The sequence below is a fragment of the Chryseobacterium ginsenosidimutans genome (assembly GCF_024807225.1).
GTDB lineage: Bacteria > Bacteroidota > Bacteroidia > Flavobacteriales > Weeksellaceae > Chryseobacterium > Chryseobacterium ginsenosidimutans.
In genome coordinates, this window is record NZ_JANUCO010000001.1 from 3,742,638 (window position 1) to 3,760,966 (window position 18,329).

15 protein-coding genes and 2 pseudogenes are annotated in these 18,329 nt (G+C 35.1%); 5 read left to right on the forward strand and 12 right to left on the reverse strand.

What is annotated here, in order from left to right; translation table 11 throughout:
• Positions 1 to 2: 2 nt before the first annotated feature.
• From J3D55_RS17480 to J3D55_RS17490, 3 genes and pseudogenes are all read right to left on the reverse strand, one after another.
• Positions 3 to 917 (reverse strand): helix-turn-helix domain-containing protein, encoded by a 915-nt coding sequence (locus tag J3D55_RS17480; protein ID WP_259132764.1) that lies wholly within the window; start codon positions 915 to 917, stop codon positions 3 to 5.
• Between the two features lie 108 nt (positions 918 to 1,025).
• Positions 1,026 to 1,833, reverse strand: a pseudogene (locus J3D55_RS17485) (SDR family oxidoreductase).
• Positions 1,834 to 2,061: 228 nt separating this feature from the next.
• Positions 2,062 to 2,409 (reverse strand): winged helix-turn-helix transcriptional regulator, encoded by a 348-nt coding sequence (locus J3D55_RS17490; protein WP_259132765.1) that lies wholly within the window; start codon positions 2,407 to 2,409, stop codon positions 2,062 to 2,064.
• 140 nt (positions 2,410 to 2,549) lie between these two features.
• On the opposite strand from J3D55_RS17490, the gene J3D55_RS17495 reads away from it, so the two are divergent.
• Positions 2,550 to 2,984, forward strand: a complete 435-nt coding sequence (locus J3D55_RS17495; protein WP_259132766.1) for a DUF1304 family protein — start codon at positions 2,550 to 2,552, stop codon at positions 2,982 to 2,984.
• Between the two features lie 227 nt (positions 2,985 to 3,211).
• Here J3D55_RS17495 and J3D55_RS17500 read toward each other — a convergent pair whose 3' ends face one another.
• From J3D55_RS17500 to J3D55_RS17520, 5 genes and pseudogenes are all read right to left on the reverse strand, one after another.
• Positions 3,212 to 4,786 (reverse strand): DHA2 family efflux MFS transporter permease subunit, encoded by a 1,575-nt coding sequence (locus tag J3D55_RS17500; RefSeq protein ID WP_259132767.1) that lies wholly within the window; start codon positions 4,784 to 4,786, stop codon positions 3,212 to 3,214.
• A gap of 417 nt (positions 4,787 to 5,203) precedes the next feature.
• Positions 5,204 to 6,307, reverse strand: coding sequence for an HlyD family secretion protein (locus J3D55_RS17505; protein ID WP_259132768.1), 1,104 nt, complete (start codon positions 6,305 to 6,307; stop codon positions 5,204 to 5,206).
• A 20-nt stretch (positions 6,308 to 6,327) separates the two neighbouring features.
• Positions 6,328 to 7,641: a TolC family protein gene (locus tag J3D55_RS17510; RefSeq protein ID WP_259132769.1), complete on the reverse strand. Its 1,314-nt coding sequence runs from the start codon at positions 7,639 to 7,641 to the stop codon at positions 6,328 to 6,330.
• Positions 7,628 to 8,251: a TetR/AcrR family transcriptional regulator gene (locus J3D55_RS17515; protein WP_259132770.1), complete on the reverse strand. Its 624-nt coding sequence runs from the start codon at positions 8,249 to 8,251 to the stop codon at positions 7,628 to 7,630. The genes J3D55_RS17510 and J3D55_RS17515 overlap by 14 nt, the downstream gene beginning before the upstream one ends.
• Before the next feature lie 579 nt (positions 8,252 to 8,830).
• Positions 8,831 to 9,950 (reverse strand): annotated as a pseudogene (locus tag J3D55_RS17520) (DNA polymerase III subunit).
• 530 nt (positions 9,951 to 10,480) lie between these two features.
• Here J3D55_RS17520 and bamG point away from each other — a divergent pair.
• From bamG to J3D55_RS17535, 3 genes are read left to right on the forward strand one after another with little or no spacing between them, the layout of a single operon-like run.
• A complete protein-coding gene (gene bamG / locus J3D55_RS17525) occupies positions 10,481 to 11,770 on the forward strand; it encodes a BamG family beta-barrel-assembly machinery protein (RefSeq protein WP_259132771.1) in 1,290 nt (429 codons plus the stop codon).
• Positions 11,771 to 11,774: 4 nt separating this feature from the next.
• Complete coding sequence (gene lptC, locus J3D55_RS17530; RefSeq protein ID WP_259132772.1) at positions 11,775 to 12,365, forward strand: LPS export ABC transporter periplasmic protein LptC; 591 nt, start codon at positions 11,775 to 11,777, stop codon at positions 12,363 to 12,365.
• 4 nt (positions 12,366 to 12,369) lie between these two features.
• Positions 12,370 to 13,413 carry an anhydro-N-acetylmuramic acid kinase gene (locus tag J3D55_RS17535; RefSeq protein WP_259132773.1) on the forward strand — a complete coding sequence of 348 codons (1,044 nt, stop codon included), beginning with the start codon at positions 12,370 to 12,372 and terminating at the stop codon, positions 13,411 to 13,413.
• 18 nt (positions 13,414 to 13,431) lie between these two features.
• On the opposite strand, the gene J3D55_RS17540 is transcribed toward J3D55_RS17535, so the two are convergent.
• Positions 13,432 to 14,205: an alpha/beta hydrolase gene (locus tag J3D55_RS17540; protein WP_259132774.1), complete on the reverse strand. Its 774-nt coding sequence runs from the start codon at positions 14,203 to 14,205 to the stop codon at positions 13,432 to 13,434.
• 131 nt (positions 14,206 to 14,336) lie between these two features.
• Positions 14,337 to 14,726, reverse strand: coding sequence for an SRPBCC family protein (locus J3D55_RS17545; RefSeq protein ID WP_259132775.1), 390 nt, complete (start codon positions 14,724 to 14,726; stop codon positions 14,337 to 14,339).
• A gap of 36 nt (positions 14,727 to 14,762) precedes the next feature.
• Here J3D55_RS17545 and J3D55_RS17550 point away from each other — a divergent pair, with 36 nt between their 5' ends.
• Positions 14,763 to 15,374, forward strand: a complete 612-nt coding sequence (locus tag J3D55_RS17550) for an NUDIX hydrolase (protein ID WP_259132776.1) — start codon at positions 14,763 to 14,765, stop codon at positions 15,372 to 15,374.
• Here the strand turns inward: J3D55_RS17550 and J3D55_RS17555 are convergent.
• Both J3D55_RS17555 and gldJ read right to left on the reverse strand, forming a co-directional pair.
• Positions 15,367 to 16,638: a UDP-N-acetylmuramoyl-tripeptide--D-alanyl-D-alanine ligase gene (locus J3D55_RS17555; protein ID WP_259132777.1), complete on the reverse strand. Its 1,272-nt coding sequence runs from the start codon at positions 16,636 to 16,638 to the stop codon at positions 15,367 to 15,369. The genes J3D55_RS17550 and J3D55_RS17555 overlap by 8 nt on opposite strands.
• 63 nt (positions 16,639 to 16,701) lie before the next feature.
• Positions 16,702 to 18,297, reverse strand: coding sequence for a gliding motility lipoprotein GldJ (gldJ, locus tag J3D55_RS17560; RefSeq protein WP_259132778.1), 1,596 nt, complete (start codon positions 18,295 to 18,297; stop codon positions 16,702 to 16,704).
• Positions 18,298 to 18,329 lie beyond the last annotated feature (32 nt).

The following is an 18,329-nucleotide window of genomic DNA, read 5'->3' on the forward strand; positions in this document are numbered from 1 at the left end:
TTTTATTTTTGAAATGATTGTTTGAATTCGTTTGGGGTCAATTCGGTTTTCTTTTTAAATAATTTGCTGAAAGACTGAGGATGCTCAAAACCCAGTTGATAAGCCGTTTCCGAGACAGAAAACTGTTCGTTTGATAAATATTCTTTCGCCTTTTCAATCAATTTGTCGTGAATGTGATGTTGCGCATTTTGTCCAGTATGCTGCCGAAGCATATCGCTTAAATATCTTGCGGTAAGATTCAGTTTGGAAGCCAGATATTCTACTGTAGGAAGACCTTCCACACTTTTTTCTTCATTAAAATAATCATCCAGCAGCTTTTCCATTTTTGATACCAAATCATTATTCACCGCTTTTCTGGTGATAAATTGCCGGTTGTAAAAACGATTGCTGTAAGTAAGTAACAATTCAATCTGCGAAATAATCACATCCTGACTGAACTGGTCGATTCTCTCATTCAATTCACCCTGAATATTGTCGAAAACCGTTGAAACCGTTTTCTTTTCTTTTTCCGAAAGATAAAGCGCTTCCGCCGCCGAATAGGAAAAGAATCCGTTTTTTTTTATTTTCTGAATTAAAGAATAAGGCTGCAGAAAATCTGGGTGAATATGAAGAGACATTCCGCTGTAATCGGCTTCTTCATCATTCATTTTGAGAATCTGACCGGGAGAAACAAAAGACATTCCGCCTTCCTCAAAATCGTAATATCCTTGTCCGTATCTTATTTTTCCGTTGAATTTTGTCTTGAATGAAATTTTATAAAAATCGAGCTTAATTCCGTTTTCAAAATCTTTAGGATCAAAAACCGCTTCACCATAATTAATCACACTAATCAACGGATGCAACGGCGCAGATTGTCCCATCGCATCGTGCAACGCAGACAAAGATCTGAAATGAACCGGAGATTTTACTGTTTTCATACGGCAAATATAAAGTGGTTTTGTGACAACTGTTTGGCAGGAGGAAATTAATTAAGGAGGTATAAGTTATGAATTATGGGCCAGAAAACGGATATTTAATTTCTGTTTCTACAACCCAAAACCGGCTTTCACTTTTTGCACATAATTTTCAACCCCGATTTCATTTCTTTCATCATATAAAGCATGGGCATCTTTTCCCGCAACATATCTTAATTGTGTCTTTCCATCGGTTGCAGCTTCAAAAATAACCTCGGCAATATCTTCCGGTTTTGAGTAATTCGCGATCTGTTCCGGACTGTACCCTTCCTGAACTTTTGAAATTAATTTTCCATAAGATTCATGAAAAGCGCCATCCAGAGAACGTCCCGCAAAATCAGTCTGAATTCCGCCCGGAGCGACGACTTTCACTTTTATTCCGAATTGTGCTAATTCGTATCCCAAACTTTCTGAAAATCCATCAACCGCAAATTTTGTAGCGCTGTAAATCGAGCAAGTCGGGAAACCCATCAATCCGAAAGTGGAAGTAATATTAATCAAAACACCGTCTTTTTTCTCTCTGAAATAAGGCGTAAAAGCTTTGGTAACGCGAATCACTCCCATCAAATTTGTTTCGATCTGTTTCTGGATTTGTTCGTCTGTAAAAGCTTCCAACGGTCCGATCAATCCGTAGCCTGCATTATTTAAAACGACATCAATAGTATGGTTTTCCAACACCTCAGCGATTATTTTCTCTAATTCTTCGTTCTTTGAAACATCCAGTTTTACAACAGTTATATTTTCCAATTGGGTAAGTTTCCGTTTCGTTTTTGGGGTTTCTCATCGTTGCAATGACATTCCAGCCTTTTGACTGAAATAATTTTGCCGTTGTTTTTCCTAAACCTGATGATGCTCCTGTGATAAAAATTGTTTTTTGCATTGTAATTTTGTTTAAAATTGATACTGCAAATGTCTTTAGAAACAGGAATTTCTAAGTAACCATATTGAGTTTGTTTGTAGCTGTTTTGACGGATTCTTTTATTTTAAAATTAAATACAGAAAGATTAGAATACTTAGAGAACATCATCAGGACATTTTTCTAATATTATTTGTTTTTAAGCATTACATTTTCATAGTGATGTCATTCTACGTTTTTAGAAAACAATATCTAAGCTTTTATCAGTTGATGAAAAGTCTCTTTATAACCTTCACCCCAGCTTTTCATGGCATATAAAACCTGTAAAATACTTTCTCCGCCGTCCGTTAATGAATATTCAACTTTTGGAGGTAAGACATTGAAGATTTTTTTGGTGACAATACCGTGAAATTCCAGTTCGGCTAATTGCTGGTTTAGCACTCTTGCAGAAGCCTGCGGAATAGATTTGTGTAATTCTGACGGGCGTTTCATTCCTTTGCTGATGTTGGCTAATAAATTGGCTTTCCATTTTCCGCCGATCACTTCTATGGCGATATTTAAGCCGCAACTTAAGTCTTTGGGTATTTTTTTCTCGTACATTTTTCAATCATTTTAAGATACAAATATAGTTGTAAATACATTTAATTCCATACTGCGAAAATTATCAGTATAGGACAATTTTACCCGTGGTTGTAATTTATCATTTATTAATCAATCTTTATGATCTAAATTTTTTAATCATGAATGAAACTTTCAACCGCTTTACGAAAGCATTGGTCATTTTTGTAGTTATCGATTTCTTTATGTTTTTTATTCTGGAAGCCATCTTCTGGATGCAGCCTTTTGTGTATACTATTTTACTCGAAATGTTTAATAATCCGCCAAAAAGCTTAGATTTTTCTATGCATGCATTGGTTCTGAAAAAACTGTTTATCAATCAGGGATTTTATAATCTGTTTTTTGCTTTGGGAGGTCTTGCAGGATTGTATTACGTGAATAAAAATAAAGCGGTAGGTTATGCTTTGATTTCATTGGTTTGTTTTTCAGCAACAGGAGCAGGAATTGTTCTGGCTGTGACTTCAAAGGCATATATTCTGGCATTTTTTCAGGCGGTTCCGGCTGTAATAGCTCTTTTTAAAGTATATCCTTTGTTTAGGAAAGAATTAAATAGGTAAAATTATTAAACTTGGATTTCTACTATTTAGGAATAATTAAATGTTTCGACTGCTTCGCGCTCAACATGACACCGCTAAAAAATAACAAATATTAATACTGTTAAGCTTACCATGATAAAAAACACAAACAGATTCCTCCTCTCGTCGGAATGACAAAAAATAACGACATTGATTTTAGTCATAAAAAAACCTCCACAATTGCGGAGGTTTTTTCTATTCATTTAAATTTAGTGTACACCACTTAAATCTATTTTTTCTTTGCTTTTTCGTTCTTTTACTAATAAGATAAACGGAATACAAATTAAGAAAGCAATTCCTAAGTAAAGGAAAACATCCATATAAGATAATACCGTCGCCTGTTTTGTTACTGACAGATCAAGCATTTTATAAGCGGCACTCGTAGCGGCATCGGGAGTCATTCCTTTTGCCGTAAAGCTGGCTTTTAAAGCATTCAGTCGTTGCTGAACATTAAAATCTGTTGAATCGAGATGCGAAATCAAACTCAGTCTGTATTTCTGACCTGCATTGGCAATAAATGTAGTAATTGCTGCAATACCGAAAGAACCTCCAAGCTGTCTCATCATCCCTGTAAAAGCTGCTCCCTGTCCGATTTCCTGACCTTTCAATGTACTTAATGATAATGAAGTAATCGGGATAAATAATAATCCCAGACCTGCTCCTCTTACCATTAACATCCAGAAAAAGGCTTCTTTACTCGTATCGGGTGTCAAAATTTTATATCCCCAGAAACTGTATATAAAGAATACTAATAATCCTAAAGATACCAAAATCTGCTGTTTTGCCCCTTTTGAAAGCAATCGTCCGATAATCGGCATCATGAAAGCGGTCGTTAATGCTGCAGGAATCATTAAAGCTCCGGACTGAAAAGCCGTCCATCCCAAAATACTCTGCGTATACAGCGGAACGATAAAGGTAGAACCGTACAACCCGAATCCTAATACAAAGGACATCACCGTACCAACCCTTAAGTTACTGTTTTTCAACACCCTTAATTCTACAATCGGATATTTGAAGGTGAGCTCTCTCCAGAGGAATAATATAAATCCTAAAAGTGCTGATGCTGTAAACAGTACAATCCATCCACTTGCAAACCAGTCTTCTTCATGACCTCTTTCTAAAATATATTGTAATGAACCCACCGTAATTGCCAATAAAGCAATACCGATCCAGTCGACATCCGAAGCTTTACGCTTTTCTGCATATTTCGGACTTTTCACGAACTGAAGCGTCATTAAAGTTGCAGCAATCCCGATAGGAATGTTAATATAGAAAATATACGGCCAGCTGAAATTATCAACAATATAACCTCCAAGAGGCGGACCTAAAGTGGGACCAATAATAACTCCCAACCCATAAATCGCCTGAGCCATACTTCTTTTTTCCACCGGATAAGATTCCGTAATGATCGTTTGCGAAGTTACCAATAGCGCTCCCCCACCAATTCCCTGACATAATCGGAAAAATACCAATTCCCAAATATTATCCGCATTCCCGCATAAGAATGAAAATATGGTAAAAATTACAATGGAGGCAGCAAAATAGTTTCTTCGTCCGAACTGTTGCGACAGCCAGCTCGTCATCGGTACCACAATTACGTTACCGATGGCATACGCTGTAATCACCCAGCCTACTTCAGAAAGTGTAGCTCCAAGGTTCCCCTTCATCTCGTTCAGGGCAACGTTTACAATCGTGGAATCTACAATTTCTAGCAGAGCACAAAGAATTGCCGTAATCGTGATGATTACTCTTCGGGCTCCATATTCTACTAATGAATCTTGCATAGTTTTTAATAGGTATTAAAAAATTAAGAGATTATGAGATTCGGAAATTTTAGAAATAAGAACAAGTTTTTTACGAACTAACTTTATTCTTTATTAATCATTAAATTTCTGTATTAATGATTTAAGCAATTTCCAAATCCCTTAACTCCTTAATATTTTTAATTATTTTTTTAAAAGTGAATTGTCAATGATCAATCAACATTGTTGTCAATTTTACTACTTCATTTTCCAACCTTGTTATTGATTTTCATCTGCACACCGACGCCAACTGCATTCTTAGTTTTACTGCTTCATTTCCCGATCATCATCGACTTTCATCCGCAAAACGGCATCAACTTCATTATCAATTGTACTCCTTCATTTTACATCCACAATTTGACTTGCCTCTGCAAAATTGACAATTCACTTATTTCAATATTATTTCAAAGAAACTTCTGCTTTCACGTTCATCCCTGTTCTTAATCTTTTTGCGATATTCTTATCAAGATTCACAAAATCGATTTTTACAGGAAGTCTCTGAACCACTTTTACGAAGTTTCCACTTGCGTTGTCCGGAGGAAGAATAGAGAAAGTAGCGCCTGTTGCAGGAGAGAATGAGCTTACCACACCTTCAAATTCCTGATCAGGGAAAGCATCGATTTCAATTTTCACTTTTTGTCCTTCAACCATTCTATCAACCTGAGTTTCTTTAAAGTTGGCTACAACCCATTTTTGGTCGTTTTTAACTAAAGCAAATAACTGAGAACCTGCCTGTAAATATTGTCCTGCCTGAATTGGAACTTTCCCAACATATCCGTCTTCAGGAGCAAGAATTACCGTGTATGATAAGTTTAATCTTGCATTTTCAACATCCACTTCTCTTTGTTTAGCCACAGAACCTGCAACACCGATTTGTTGAGAACTAGCCGCTGTTTGAGATGATGCGATACCCGTTTGCTGAGCAATTTGATTTCTTTGGTCAACCAAAACCTGCAACTGTCTGTCAGCCGTTTGTTTTGCTGCTAAAGCCTGCTCATATTGCTGTTCTGTAATCGAATGATCTTTTACCAAAACTGAATATCTTTTTAAATCCTGAGCTGTTTTCCAAACGTTTACTTTTGCCGCTTCGATTTGTGCATTTGCTGTTGTTACTGCTGCTTCAGAAGAACCGATATTTTTTGAAGTTGCTGTTGTAGAAGCTTCTGCATTAGAGATATTGCTTTTTGCTGTCGTTAACGCAGCCTGAGCTTGGTTGAGAGCCATTTTCTGATCTCTGCTATCCAAAATAACCAATGTATCTCCTTTTTTTACGAACTCATTGTCTTTTACTTTCACCTGAGTTACATATCCTGAGATTTTAGAAATCACAGGAGACAGGTTTGAAGCAATTTGAGCATCGTCAGTTTCTTCGTGAATCTGTCCATAAGAATAAGTTCTGTAACCGTAGATTCCTCCACCGATTAAAACAACCGCTAAAATTATCGGGAAAACTAAACTTTTTTTCTTTTTAGGTTCAGTCGTTTGTGTAGTATTATTTTCCATTGTTGGTATAGTTCTTAATTTTATTTAAATGTTAAAGTTCCTGTAGTCTGTAATAGTTTTCTGTAAGCCAACGCTGCGTCTGCTTTTGCATTAATTACTCCAACGTTTGCCGAGATCTGAGCTGCATCTGCATCCAATAATTCTGTCATGGTTGCAAGACCGTTATCATATTTATTTTTTGTGATTCTGTAATTTTCATTAGCCTGTTCTGCAGATTTTTCAAAAACCATGATTCTCTTTTTAGAGTAATCTGTGTTTTGATATTCTCTGTTCACGTCTAATTTAATATTGTCATTTAATAATTCATTCGTTGCCGACAATTGCATTTCTCTTGCTTTAGACTGCTTTAACGCCGAATTTTCTTTCCAAATGTTTGATAAATTGTAAGAAACTCCAATCCCGACATTTACAGCATTGTAAACTGTTAAGAATTTCGGAATATCTGCTGCAACATAACCCCCTGTAAACGCCACTGAAGGAAGGTTTTCTGCTTTCGCAGATCTTGTTCCCAGCTCAGCCGCTTTTCTTTGTTGGTCTAAAGACTGAAGATCTTTACGGTTTTCTCTAGCTTCATTCAGATAAAAATCAACTGTCTTTACTTCTGATGCTTCTTCGATATAGTTTTGATCTACTTCAATTTCTGTAGTTTCAGGAATTCCCAGTAACAAATCCATATTGATGTTGGCAATATTGTAGTTGTTTTTTGCTTCCAATAATTGAAGTTCAAGATCCGAAGTCTGAAGATTTGCCTTCAATCTGTCGTTTCTGGCAATCACTCCATTGTTTTCAAGCTTAAGGAAAGTTTCATCTCTTTTTTGAGAAGCCGTAAGGTTTTCTTCCAATACTTTAATGGATTGATTGGCTTTAAATAAATTATTATAAGCCTGAGCAACGTTGTAAGCAATCGCTACCTTATCATTTTCCGTGTTTAATTTTGATGCTTCCACCAAATATTTTGCCGACTGAATACCATATTTTATTCTCCCACCATTGTAAATCGGAACACTAAGATTCACTGATCCGTAAGCAACCTGATGTACTTCAGGTCCTCCTGCTCCTGAAACACCAGGAAGTTTAATATCTACAGTTGGTTTTATCGGAAGATACATGTAGCTCCCAGAAACTTTAAGCTCCGGAAGTTGTCTGTTTTTAGCTTCTAAAAGATCTGCAGTAGCTTCTTCGATCTTGGCTGCATCGATCTTCAGATTTTTGCTGTTTTGGATACCCAACTGCACAGCTTCATCAAGAGTAAGTGTCTTTTTCTCCTGAGCATTTGTGTTTGCAATCCCTACGAAAAGGGCCAGTGCAAGAACTGAGTTATTAATTTTCTTCATAACCTAAAAGGTCTTTAAGTAAGTATTTTATATGTATATTAAGTTCTGTGTAATATTTTTCGTCAAAAATGTCTTCATCTTCCGTATCGTTCAGGAATTCTTTATACATTTCTTTGGCATTCGATGCGTAGAATAAAGTTCCGCTTACTGTAGAATGAAGCAGGTAAATAGGAGGATTTTTAGTAAAAATACCCTTCTCTAATCCGCTTTCCAATATCTTTGAGTACATGGCGATGAATCCCATTTTTGTTTCCTTCAAAAACTCTACAATCTGAGGATTCTCTGCGTGAAGCTGCTCTCTCTGCATGATTCTGTAAAAACATTTGTTGTGTCTTACTTTATCTGCAAATTCATCTACAATCTTCTGAATCTTTTCCCATTCATTGATGTCTGTTCTTTCTATAATGTCTTTCGAAAAAAACTGTCCTGCACTCATCCTATATTCCACCAACTTCTCGTACAACTTTTCTTTTGAACCAAAATAGTAAGAAATCATAGAAATGTTCACATTTGCCGCTTTGGCGATCTCCCTTGTGGAAGTTCCTTCGAATCCTTTTTCAGCAAAAAGAATTTCGGCAGCAAATAATATATTTTCTTCTTTTGAAATCATTTTAATACTCTCATTTTTTCAAGGAGCAAATTTACAACGGATTTTTCATAAATCAAACGATTGATTGAATTTTTAATTTATTTTTAATATTGATTAAATTAAAACCCTGAAAATGAAACAAATAAAGATATTAAAAAAATCAATAATTAGTAAATATTTTATCTATTTTGAATGATTAAACACAAAAATTAACACCTAATTCATATAGTAAAAGGCTAATTTTTAAAGATTAAAAAAGAAAAAAGAAACTTGGTGGAAAATTATAACGTAAAATAATAATTCTTGGATTAGACCTATTTCAAACGGAATTCATTATTTTTTTTAACGCAAAGATTTTATTTACATCCCACATTATTTTTTAGAAAGAAAATGCAAATAAAATTTGCTTCACGAAGCATAAAAACAATGCTTCATCAAATCAACTTGTTGATTCATCTTTGCTCACTTCATAGTAAGTCGTATTAATTTAAATCTTTGCGTCAAAAAATTAACAGTGATTTTTTAACGCAAAGATTTAAACCAAACTTAAACAGACTCTACTATTCAACAAAAAACTCCGACAAATTGCCGAAGTTTCTTTTATGTATTTTTATGAATGTATCTTGATAATTTTATTCCTAAATCTGTCCATACGATTTTAGGATTTCCGTTTCTGGTTAAATGCAGATCGGCGGTACTTATTTCCTCCAGAATGCTTTCAATATTGGCACCACTGATGAATTTTGAGAAGCCAACCCAGTTGAAACCATTGGCATCGATTTTTTTATACACCAAACTCTCCGACTGATAATTCTGAAGCAAAGCCAACCTGAAAATCTCAGAACAATAGTTTAAAAAATTCTTTTGTTTCTCACGATTCCAGCCTGCAATTTCTCGTGCCCAAAGAATAATATTTTTCAGAAAACCGGGTTTCTTTTTTACCATAAAAGCATCACGAACCCATTGTACAAAAAGTTTTTCAAACTCTTCATTTTTGTTTCCGGATTGTAAAAGCTTAATCGCGTCATTTAAATCTCCCTGCGCTTCATGCACAATTTCTCTTACTTTCTCGTCGGAAACAGTGAAGTTTTTTCTTAAATAATTCTCAACATCAATATCATTAATTCTGGGAATTTCCACAATCTGAGTTCTCGAAAGAATCGTGGGAAGAATATCATTGGAAGATTCTGCGGTCAGCAAAATAATGGTTTTTGCGGGAGGTTCTTCTAAAAACTTCAGGAATTTATTGGAAGCTGCGATATTCATTTTATCGGCTCTCCAGACAATGAGAATCTTTGTTCCCCCTTCAAAACTTTTTAGTGAAAATTTTTGATTCTGGTCATCCACTTCATCGGCAGAAATGAAAAGCTGTTTGTTTTCAGACTCCAAAAAAGCAGTCCAGTCATCATAACTTGCATAAGGAGAAGCCATGATCATCTCCCGGAATTCTTCAAATTTATTTTTACTTAAAGAATTTTTATTATCCGTAAAAACCGGGAAGCTCAAATGCAGATCCAAATGATTCAAATGCTCCACTTTTGAGGCAGCGTGCTCATTTTCCTGGCTCAGAAACTTCTTTTGCGTACGCTAAAACCATTGGCAACGTACCATAACCTTCTTTTCCTACAAAAAGTTGGGCGTGGCTTACTCTGTTTTCGGCGATACTGTCTCTCAGAAGTTTTTTCAGATTTTCCTGTCCGGCAATGTTCTCCCAATTCATGGCTCAAAGATAAAGAATTTTTGGAACGCATGATTTGTCTATTGTGAATTTTGCGTTGCAAATGAACTGTGAATTTCTAGATTATCTTTATACTCAACCTCACTTCCGGATAAGAAACCTCATTTATCTTTATAAACGCTATGATCGCGAAGCTTTTTTAATTAAACTTGAAAACATTTCCGTTCGCAAAGGCGTTTCACTCAGCTAAAATCGCAATCCGCCTTTGCTGAACAGAGTGCCTTTGCTACCGAAAAAATAAAAATTAATGATTAATAGAGCTTTGTGGTCATTGCGTTTAGAATAATATCTGTTAAGAAAATGTTTTCAACCCAACTTATCTTATATTTAATAAGAAGAATAATCGACAATTCATCAATATAAATTTTTATAAAAAATTTTAAAAGATTGACAGCAAAGGTAATTGACTATTGATAAATCGCTATATTTCCCCCTTAACAAACTTTAACCTCTTATAATTTTTACAATTCATTAATATTTAAGATATTTGCGCATTGTTTTAAAAATAAAGAATGAAAAAAATCTTTGTACTATCATTCATATCGGTTGGATATTTCTTAAATGCGCAAAACTTGAGTAACTCACCTTACGCAACTTACGGAATTGGAGATGTAAAATATGATAATACGATTGAAACTGCCTCTATGGGAGGTATATCAACAGCATTTATAAGTGATTTTACCAGTAATTTTAACTTCGCAAACCCTGCGAATAACGCAAATTTCGAGCTTACAAGTATAAAATTGGAAGCTACAAATGAGAACAATTACTTCAAAACTGATTATAATAATACGAAGTCTACCAAGCATTCTACGTATCTATCGAATATTGCATTAGCATTTCCTTTGTCTCCAAAGTTGAAAATGGGAATTTCTTATCAGCCTTACAGCTCAAAAAGTTATGAAATCGTCAATTTAATAAAAGCAGAGGATCAAACAACGGTAATTGGAGCCAATAGATTTAAAGGAAGCGGAACGTTGAACACTGCTCAGATTGCTTTAGGATATAAAGTGAATGATAAATTTGCAGTGGGAGCAAGAGCTAACTACTATTTCGGAAATCTTTACGATCTTAACGAATTAGCGTACAATGATGCAGAATTGATTAACGGTTATGAAACTAAAAACAGTATTCATAATTTCAATTTTACATTAGGCGCAAGTTATCAGAATTTAAATACAAGTACAGACAGAAAGTTAACAATCGGTGCTACCACTACTTTTGGGAACACAAGTAATATGGCAACTGATTATGTAAACAGTACGTATTTCTACTCTGATGCAGGAGCAACTGTAAAAAGTAATGAAAGTATTATCGAGCAGAAAAATACCAGTTCTAAAAACCTTTTACCATTACAGGCATCAGTGGGTGTAGGTTATGGTGAAGAGAACAAATGGTTCTTGTCTGTTCAGGGAGATTATAAAAAAGGCGAAAGTATTGCTTACTTCGGAAATACTTTAGATCTTCAGGATTCTTACAGAATTTCTGCCGGAGGTTGGTATTTGCCGAATTACAATAACTTCAGAAGCTATTTCTCAAGAATTGTTTACCGATACGGAGCTTTCTATGAAAAAGGAAACTTGCAGATTGCAGGACAGGACATCAATAAAATGGGAGTTTCTGCAGGGGTATTACTTCCGTTCAAAACAAGTAGTATCACAAGAATGAGCGGTCTTGAACTTGGTATTGAAGTTGGAAAAAGAGGAACACTTAAAAACAATCTGATCAATCAAAATTTTGTTAACCTGAGAGTTGGTTTCAATTTTGCCGACAGATGGTTCAGAAAGACTTTATATAATTAGAATAATGTTTATCAGAAACATATCATATAAAAAAAATATAGCATACCTTTTTAGTTGTGCTATATTTTTTATAATAACATCCTGTGAAGAAGACCTTACTAAGAACAATGCTAAACAAAGTAAGAATTTCCCTTCAACCATCATTAATAACGCGAATATTATCCAGCGAGATTCAGGGTTTGTAACGATGAGAGCGAAAGCTCCGATCATTGAAAAATATGAGTTGATCGACAGTCCTTATACTGTTGCAAAAAGAGGAATTGATATTCAGTTTTTTGATAAGAAAAAGCCCAAAGTTCCCGGAACGATCAAAGCAAAATATGCAAAGTTCTACGACTACAAGAAATTTTATGAAGCAAAAGGTAACGTAAGAATCACGACCAATGAAGGGGATAAATTTGCCATGCAAAGTGTATATTGGGATCAGATAAAGAAAAATATTTACACCCACGATACCGTTTATGTAACGAGAAAAGATGGCAGTACTTTAATCGGAGCTCACGGAATGCGCGCTAAAGACGATTTTTCAGAATACGTTTTCTTTCAAAATTCCGGAGATTTTGCCACCGGTAATATATCTGAAGCTAAAAAATAATTCTATGATTTTTCATGCAATTGGATTGATGTCCGGAACAAGTCTGGACGGTTTGGATATTTGTTTTGCAAAATTTCAAAAACAGGATTCTTGGAATTTTGAAATTTTAAAAGCAGAAACTATTCCTTATCCTAAAGTTTGGGAAGAACAGCTTAGAAATTCAATTCACCTTTCGGCAGCAGAATTATTAGAATTAAATGCTGAATACGGTTTTTACTTAGGAAAATCAGTTAAAAACTTCATCGAAAAGCACCAACTTGAGAATATAGATTTAATCGCTTCTCATGGTCATACGGTTTTTCATCAACCTCAAAAAAAATTCACGCTTCAAATTGGTGACGGAAGAGCAATTAAGCTTGAAACAAAATTACCTGTAATCTATGATTTCCGAACTCAGGATGTTTTGATGGGCGGAAACGGCGCTCCCCTTGTTCCGATTGGTGATGAATTGTTATTTTCTCAATACGATGCCTGTCTTAATTTAGGTGGATTTTCTAATATTTCTTTGAAAATTAATGATAAAAGAATCGCTTTTGATATTGCTCCGGTGAATATCGTTTTAAATAAACTGGTTCAAAAATTTAATAAAAACTTTGACGAAAACGGTGATTTGGCTAAAAAAGGAGGAATTAATGATGAATTATTATCTCAATTAAATTCACTGGATTTTTACCAGCAATCTCATCCAAAATCATTGGGAATAGAATGGTGCAACGAAAATATTTTTCCGTTGTTTAAAAATATCGAAACTATTGATGTATTGGCAACGTTTACAGAACATGCAGCTCATCAAATTTCAAAAACATTCAATGAAAATCAATTAAAAAATGTTCTTATTACAGGTGGCGGAACTTATAATCAATATTTAATTGAAAAAATTAAAGCCAAAACAACTGCTGAAATCATCATTCCCGAAAAAGAAATTATCGAATATAAAGAAGCATTAATCTTCGCATTCATGGGTGTTTTAAGGCTTAATAACGAAATTAATGTACTTTCTTCCGCAACGGGAAGTTCGCAGGATCATAGTTCCGGAATTATTGCGTAAATAATTATTCTTAATCAACTACTTTTTCATATTAGAAGCAGAAATAATTAAGTCAGCAACTTCTTTAGGATGAGTTATAAATACACAATGGCTTGCTCCTTCCACTTCTATCACAGTACTTTTTGCTCTTTTCGCGTACATTCTTTCAAGATCAGGATTAATAATTCTATCTGATTTTGCGACTACATACCAACTTGGCTTTGTCTTCCATGCAGGATTTTTAATGATCGCATGAAAAGCAACATCTGCTGTCGGAGCCTGAGAAACAGCCATAAATTTAGCTTTTTCCATAGGTACTCCTCCCGCAAAATCATCAGGAAATTTTTCAGGATTGATATAATCCAGTCCGTCGTCCCCTTTTATCAGAGATTTATAAGCTGCAGGATATGTTTTCCCGTTATCTGCTTCAGATTCGCCATCATCCGGTGCATGTGCCGCCACATAAACTAAACCGACAACCTTCGGATTGTTACCCGCGATCGTGATAATTGCGCCGCCATAGCTGTGTCCCACCAAAATACAAGGTCCATCCTGTTGATCTATAATACGGTTTACCGATTTTACATCCTCATCAAAAGACATCAAATTGTGCTGTGTTACAGATACATGATATCCTTTTTTAACCAAAATACTATAAACTCCTTCCCAGCCGGAACCATCCACAAAAGCTCCGTGTACAAGCACAACGTTTTTAATCGGTTTTGCATTTTGCGAATAAAAATTGACGGAAATAAACAGAGCCAAGATCAGCAATATAAAATTCTGTTGCTTACGTATTAATTTCGTTTTCATATTATTAGTTTTAAAGGTGAAAATTCTATAATAAAATTAATGAAATTTTTAATCCTAAAATAAACAATATCAGAAAATTAATTTAATATATCTGCATAAAAAAACCGCTTAAAAAAGCGGCTTTCTTTATCTTATTTATAAGCTTCGATCTTATCTGTCAAAGTATTAATGAAGTTTTGAAGAGGTTTTTCTACCATCATTTTGATAAACGGGTTGAATTTTCCTTCAAATAACATCTGCACTTCTGTCTGATTTTCGTTGAGAGGGCTTAAAGTTGCTGTTAATGAAAAGTCTAAACTTGAACTTGCAGATTTCAAAACAGCTTTTTGGTCGTTCACTTCATCTATTTTTAAAGCAATTTCCGGCATCCCCTGCAACCCGAATTTAAATCCATCTTCTCTTGTTTCAAACTTTTGAAGACCATCCGGCATAAAATCTTTGTAATTTTCCGGAGATTTTAGCACTTCTGCCAACTCTTTAGATGATTTATTGACAATAATCTTTCGTCCTTCTAAATTCATTTTTTATTTTTGTATTTAAATTCTTAATTATTACAAATGTATAAAGTTTTTGTGAACGAAAAAAAATTATTACTGTCTAAGCAATCTGAAAACTTAGAAAAAACGCTTGGATATGAAGGTGCCACATCCTTGGAGATTGCATTGGATCTTCTTGAAAACACATCTGTAACGGAATTGAATGTATTCGGGGAGAATATTGATGAGATCTGGGCAAAGTTTCAAAGCCTTTTCAGGATCATTGAAGCGGCTGGAGGTATTGTAAATAATCCTGATGGAGATGTTCTTTTCATCAAAAGATTAGGAAAATGGGATCTTCCGAAGGGTAAAATGGAGAAAGGAGAATCTCGTGAAGAGTCTGCCGTAAGAGAAATTGAGGAAGAAACCGGACTTCGAGATGTGGAACTGGTACGATTTATCAATACAACTTACCACATTTATGTTGAAAGAAATGGTGATAAGGTATTAAAATGTACGCATTGGTTTGAAATGAATTTTGATGGTGAAGATACTTCGAAACCTCAGATTGAAGAAGGAATAACAGAAGTTGCCTGGAAAAACACCGCCCAAATAGAGAATGAAGTTTTCCCAAGCACGTTCAAAAATATAAAACTGATCGTAAAAGAATTTTGGGATACGAAGACTAAATAAAGTCTAACGATTTTTCCAGCGCAATCCCTCTAGACCCTTTTAATAGAATATTTTCTGACTGAATTTTATTGATTTTTAAATATTCTATTAATTCCGGTGTATTTTCAAAAGCTTTTGCTGAAGAATGTACATTTTTAAAATGTTTCCCAACCGTGATAATTTCATTAAAACCTAATTCCAAAGCCAGTTTCAGGATATTTTGGTGCTCTTTTTCGCTTTCTTCTCCCAATTCAAGCATGTCACCAATAATAATGGTTTTTGAGCCTTCAAAAGTGATAAAATTATGCAATGAAGCGTTCATCGAACTCGGATTTGCATTGTAAGTATCTAAAACCAACGTTCTATTTTCTTTTTTTACCACCTGAGAACGCATATTTGTCGGCGTATAGTTCTCAATGGCATGCTTTATTTTCTCAAAATCGATCCCAAAATGAAGTCCAAGACTTGCCGCGGCGCAAAGATTGGTGAAATTATACTCTCCGGTAAGTTTGGAAACGGCTTTTTTATCATTAAAAATTAAGCCTACAAAATGTTCTTCTGAAAATAATTCAAACTGATAATCTGAATTTTCTTTTCCAAAGGTAATTTTTGGGGAATAATTTTCTGTCTTTTCAACCTGAATAGGATCATTTTCATTCACAACAATCGTCTGATTGTTGTTTTTAAGATAATCATACAACTCAGATTTACCTTTAATCACTCCTTCAAATCCTCCGAAACCTTCTAAATGTGCCTTCCCGAAATTGGTAATATACCCAAAATTCGGTTCGCAAATTGAGCTCAATAATTCGATTTCCTTTTGATGATTGGCTCCCATTTCAATGACTGCCATTTCATGTTCAGGTTTAATGGAAAGAATCGTTAAAGGAACTCCGATATGATTATTAAGATTTCCAAAAGTATACTGCACATTAAATTTCTCGGAAAGTACCGCATGAATGATCTCTTTCGTCGTCGTTTTTCCGTTGCTTCCGGTAAGTCCGATAATAGGAATCTGAAGCTGTTTTCTGTGATAAACCGCCAATTCCTGTAGAAATTCTAATGTTGAGTGAACATAGAAAATGTTTTTAGCTTCATTTTCAAAATCCTGCTGTTCTACAATAACAGCCAAAGCTCCACTGTCAATTGCCTGTTCTGCTAAACTTGCTGCATTGAAATTTTCTCCTGAAAATGCGAAGAAAATATCATTCCTGCCGATTTTCCTGCTGTCGATCGTTACCTTTTCAGATTGTAAAAATAAAGGGTAAAACTGTTCTATATTCATAGTTCAAAAATAAAAAAACCTTCCAAAATTTTGGAAGGTTTTTGAAAATTATTTTGATAAATGTTATCTTCTTGTTCTAGATTTTTCATTAGCTCTAGCATCCTGAACAACACGGAATCCAATCCATCCGTAAGCTCTATCCTCGCTCTTGTATCTTCTTTGTCCCGGATCCAGCCAATACGCTGTATCTTGCCAAGAACCACCTTTAATTACTCTAACATCGTTAGAAATACCAGAAGTTCTTTCTTTTTTATCTTTTTGTAATACTACTTTACCAGCAGCATCTACGATAAATCTTGTTTTAGGAGCATTGTACATATCGTACGAAGCAACCGAATCAGATGCACTTCTATAATCTAAAGACGATTGTCTGTCACCATCTTTATAGTTTCTGTAATCAGCAATAGTTTCTCTTTCAAACTGACCTGGAAGGTTTTTGTAAACCAATCTTCCGTCTGCTAAAGTATCATACTTAATGCTTCCTTCGTCTACCATTTTGTAAGTTCCGTCTCCGTTTCTTACGATAGCTTGAGGCATGTTTCCTCTATAGTAGTTGAAATCACTGAAATCTTCGTCGATAAGAGGTCTGTAAACATCAGCTGTCCATTCTGCAACGTTTCCGTACATTCCATAGATCCCAAGATCATTAGAAGGATACTGTCTTACGTCAGAAGTTCTTGCTGCACCGTCGTTTTTCCAACCTGCGATACCAGAGTAGTCACCAGTTCCCATTTTGAAGTTTTCAAGGAACATCCCTTTGTCTCTACCTTTAGTACCTCTTAGTTTTTCAATTTCAGGTTTTTTACCTTTGTATTGATTGTACTCTCTGTTTTTAGCCATACCTAAAGCTGCATATTCCCATTCAACTTCCGTCGGAAGTCTGAATTTCGAAACCATTGCAGAATTCGGAGCTCTGTTAGCAGATAATAATCTTTGGTTTGTAGTTTTCAAACCCGATTTTTGCTGCATTCTCTTTTCATTGATATACCCTTGCATTTCAGGATCATTCGATTTGAATTTATCCATGTTAAATGCTGTTCCTCCTTGGTTATTGGATTCGTTGATATACAAATCTTTAGCGATGATACCAGCTTGCATTAAAGCTTTTTCGTTTGCTCTGTCAGACAACCACTCGCAGTATCTGTTTGCCTGAGTCCAAGACACACCTACTACAGGATAGTAATCGAATTCAGGAGAACGGAAATACGTCTCGTTGTAATCATTTCTAGAGAGTTTGTTATCCCATAATAAGGTATCCGGCAAAGCGCCACTGTAGATTTCCTTAAAACTAGGATCACTTGGAGGGAATACGTACTTCAACCATGTCAGGTATTCGCGGTATTCGTAGTTAGTAATTTCAGTTTCCCCGATAAAGAACGAACTTACCTGCATTCTGCGCGGCGAGTTATTCCAATCGTGCATAACATCATCTTTCACTAATCCCATTGTAAAAGTTCCACCTTCTACATATACCATTCCCGGCCAACCTTTCTGCTTTTGTTGCTTTCCTGCAAAAAACCAACCTTGTTTCTCGTTTGGTTTCCAACCTGTTTTGCTGACAAATTTTTTAGTACCGCCGCCATTATTAGATCCTCCGCAACTGGTTAATGCAAGTGTAGAACTTAATGCTATTAATGAAAACAACTTTAGTTTTTTCATAGTCGATATAAATATTTTCAAGAGTACAAAGA

Excerpts from the sequence above, each read along its gene's own strand:
- J3D55_RS17480 (WP_259132764.1), bottom strand. The coding sequence starts at position 917 with ATGAAAACAGTAAAATCTCCGGTTCATTTCAGATCTTTGTCTGCGTTG.
- J3D55_RS17490 (WP_259132765.1), bottom strand. The coding sequence starts at position 2,409 with ATGTACGAGAAAAAAATACCCAAAGACTTAAGTTGCGGCTTAAATATC.
- J3D55_RS17495 (WP_259132766.1), top strand. The coding sequence starts at position 2,550 with ATGAATGAAACTTTCAACCGCTTTACGAAAGCATTGGTCATTTTTGTA.
- J3D55_RS17500 (WP_259132767.1), bottom strand. The coding sequence starts at position 4,786 with ATGCAAGATTCATTAGTAGAATATGGAGCCCGAAGAGTAATCATCACG.
- J3D55_RS17505 (WP_259132768.1), bottom strand. The coding sequence starts at position 6,307 with ATGGAAAATAATACTACACAAACGACTGAACCTAAAAAGAAAAAAAGT.
- J3D55_RS17510 (WP_259132769.1), bottom strand. The coding sequence starts at position 7,641 with ATGAAGAAAATTAATAACTCAGTTCTTGCACTGGCCCTTTTCGTAGGG.
- J3D55_RS17515 (WP_259132770.1), bottom strand. The coding sequence starts at position 8,251 with ATGATTTCAAAAGAAGAAAATATATTATTTGCTGCCGAAATTCTTTTT.
- bamG (WP_259132771.1), top strand. The coding sequence starts at position 10,481 with ATGAAAAAAATCTTTGTACTATCATTCATATCGGTTGGATATTTCTTA.
- lptC (WP_259132772.1), top strand. The coding sequence starts at position 11,775 with ATGTTTATCAGAAACATATCATATAAAAAAAATATAGCATACCTTTTT.
- J3D55_RS17535 (WP_259132773.1), top strand. The coding sequence starts at position 12,370 with ATGATTTTTCATGCAATTGGATTGATGTCCGGAACAAGTCTGGACGGT.
- J3D55_RS17540 (WP_259132774.1), bottom strand. The coding sequence starts at position 14,205 with ATGAAAACGAAATTAATACGTAAGCAACAGAATTTTATATTGCTGATC.
- J3D55_RS17545 (WP_259132775.1), bottom strand. The coding sequence starts at position 14,726 with ATGAATTTAGAAGGACGAAAGATTATTGTCAATAAATCATCTAAAGAG.
- J3D55_RS17550 (WP_259132776.1), top strand. The coding sequence starts at position 14,763 with ATGTATAAAGTTTTTGTGAACGAAAAAAAATTATTACTGTCTAAGCAA.
- J3D55_RS17555 (WP_259132777.1), bottom strand. The coding sequence starts at position 16,638 with ATGAATATAGAACAGTTTTACCCTTTATTTTTACAATCTGAAAAGGTA.
- gldJ (WP_259132778.1), bottom strand. The coding sequence starts at position 18,297 with ATGAAAAAACTAAAGTTGTTTTCATTAATAGCATTAAGTTCTACACTT.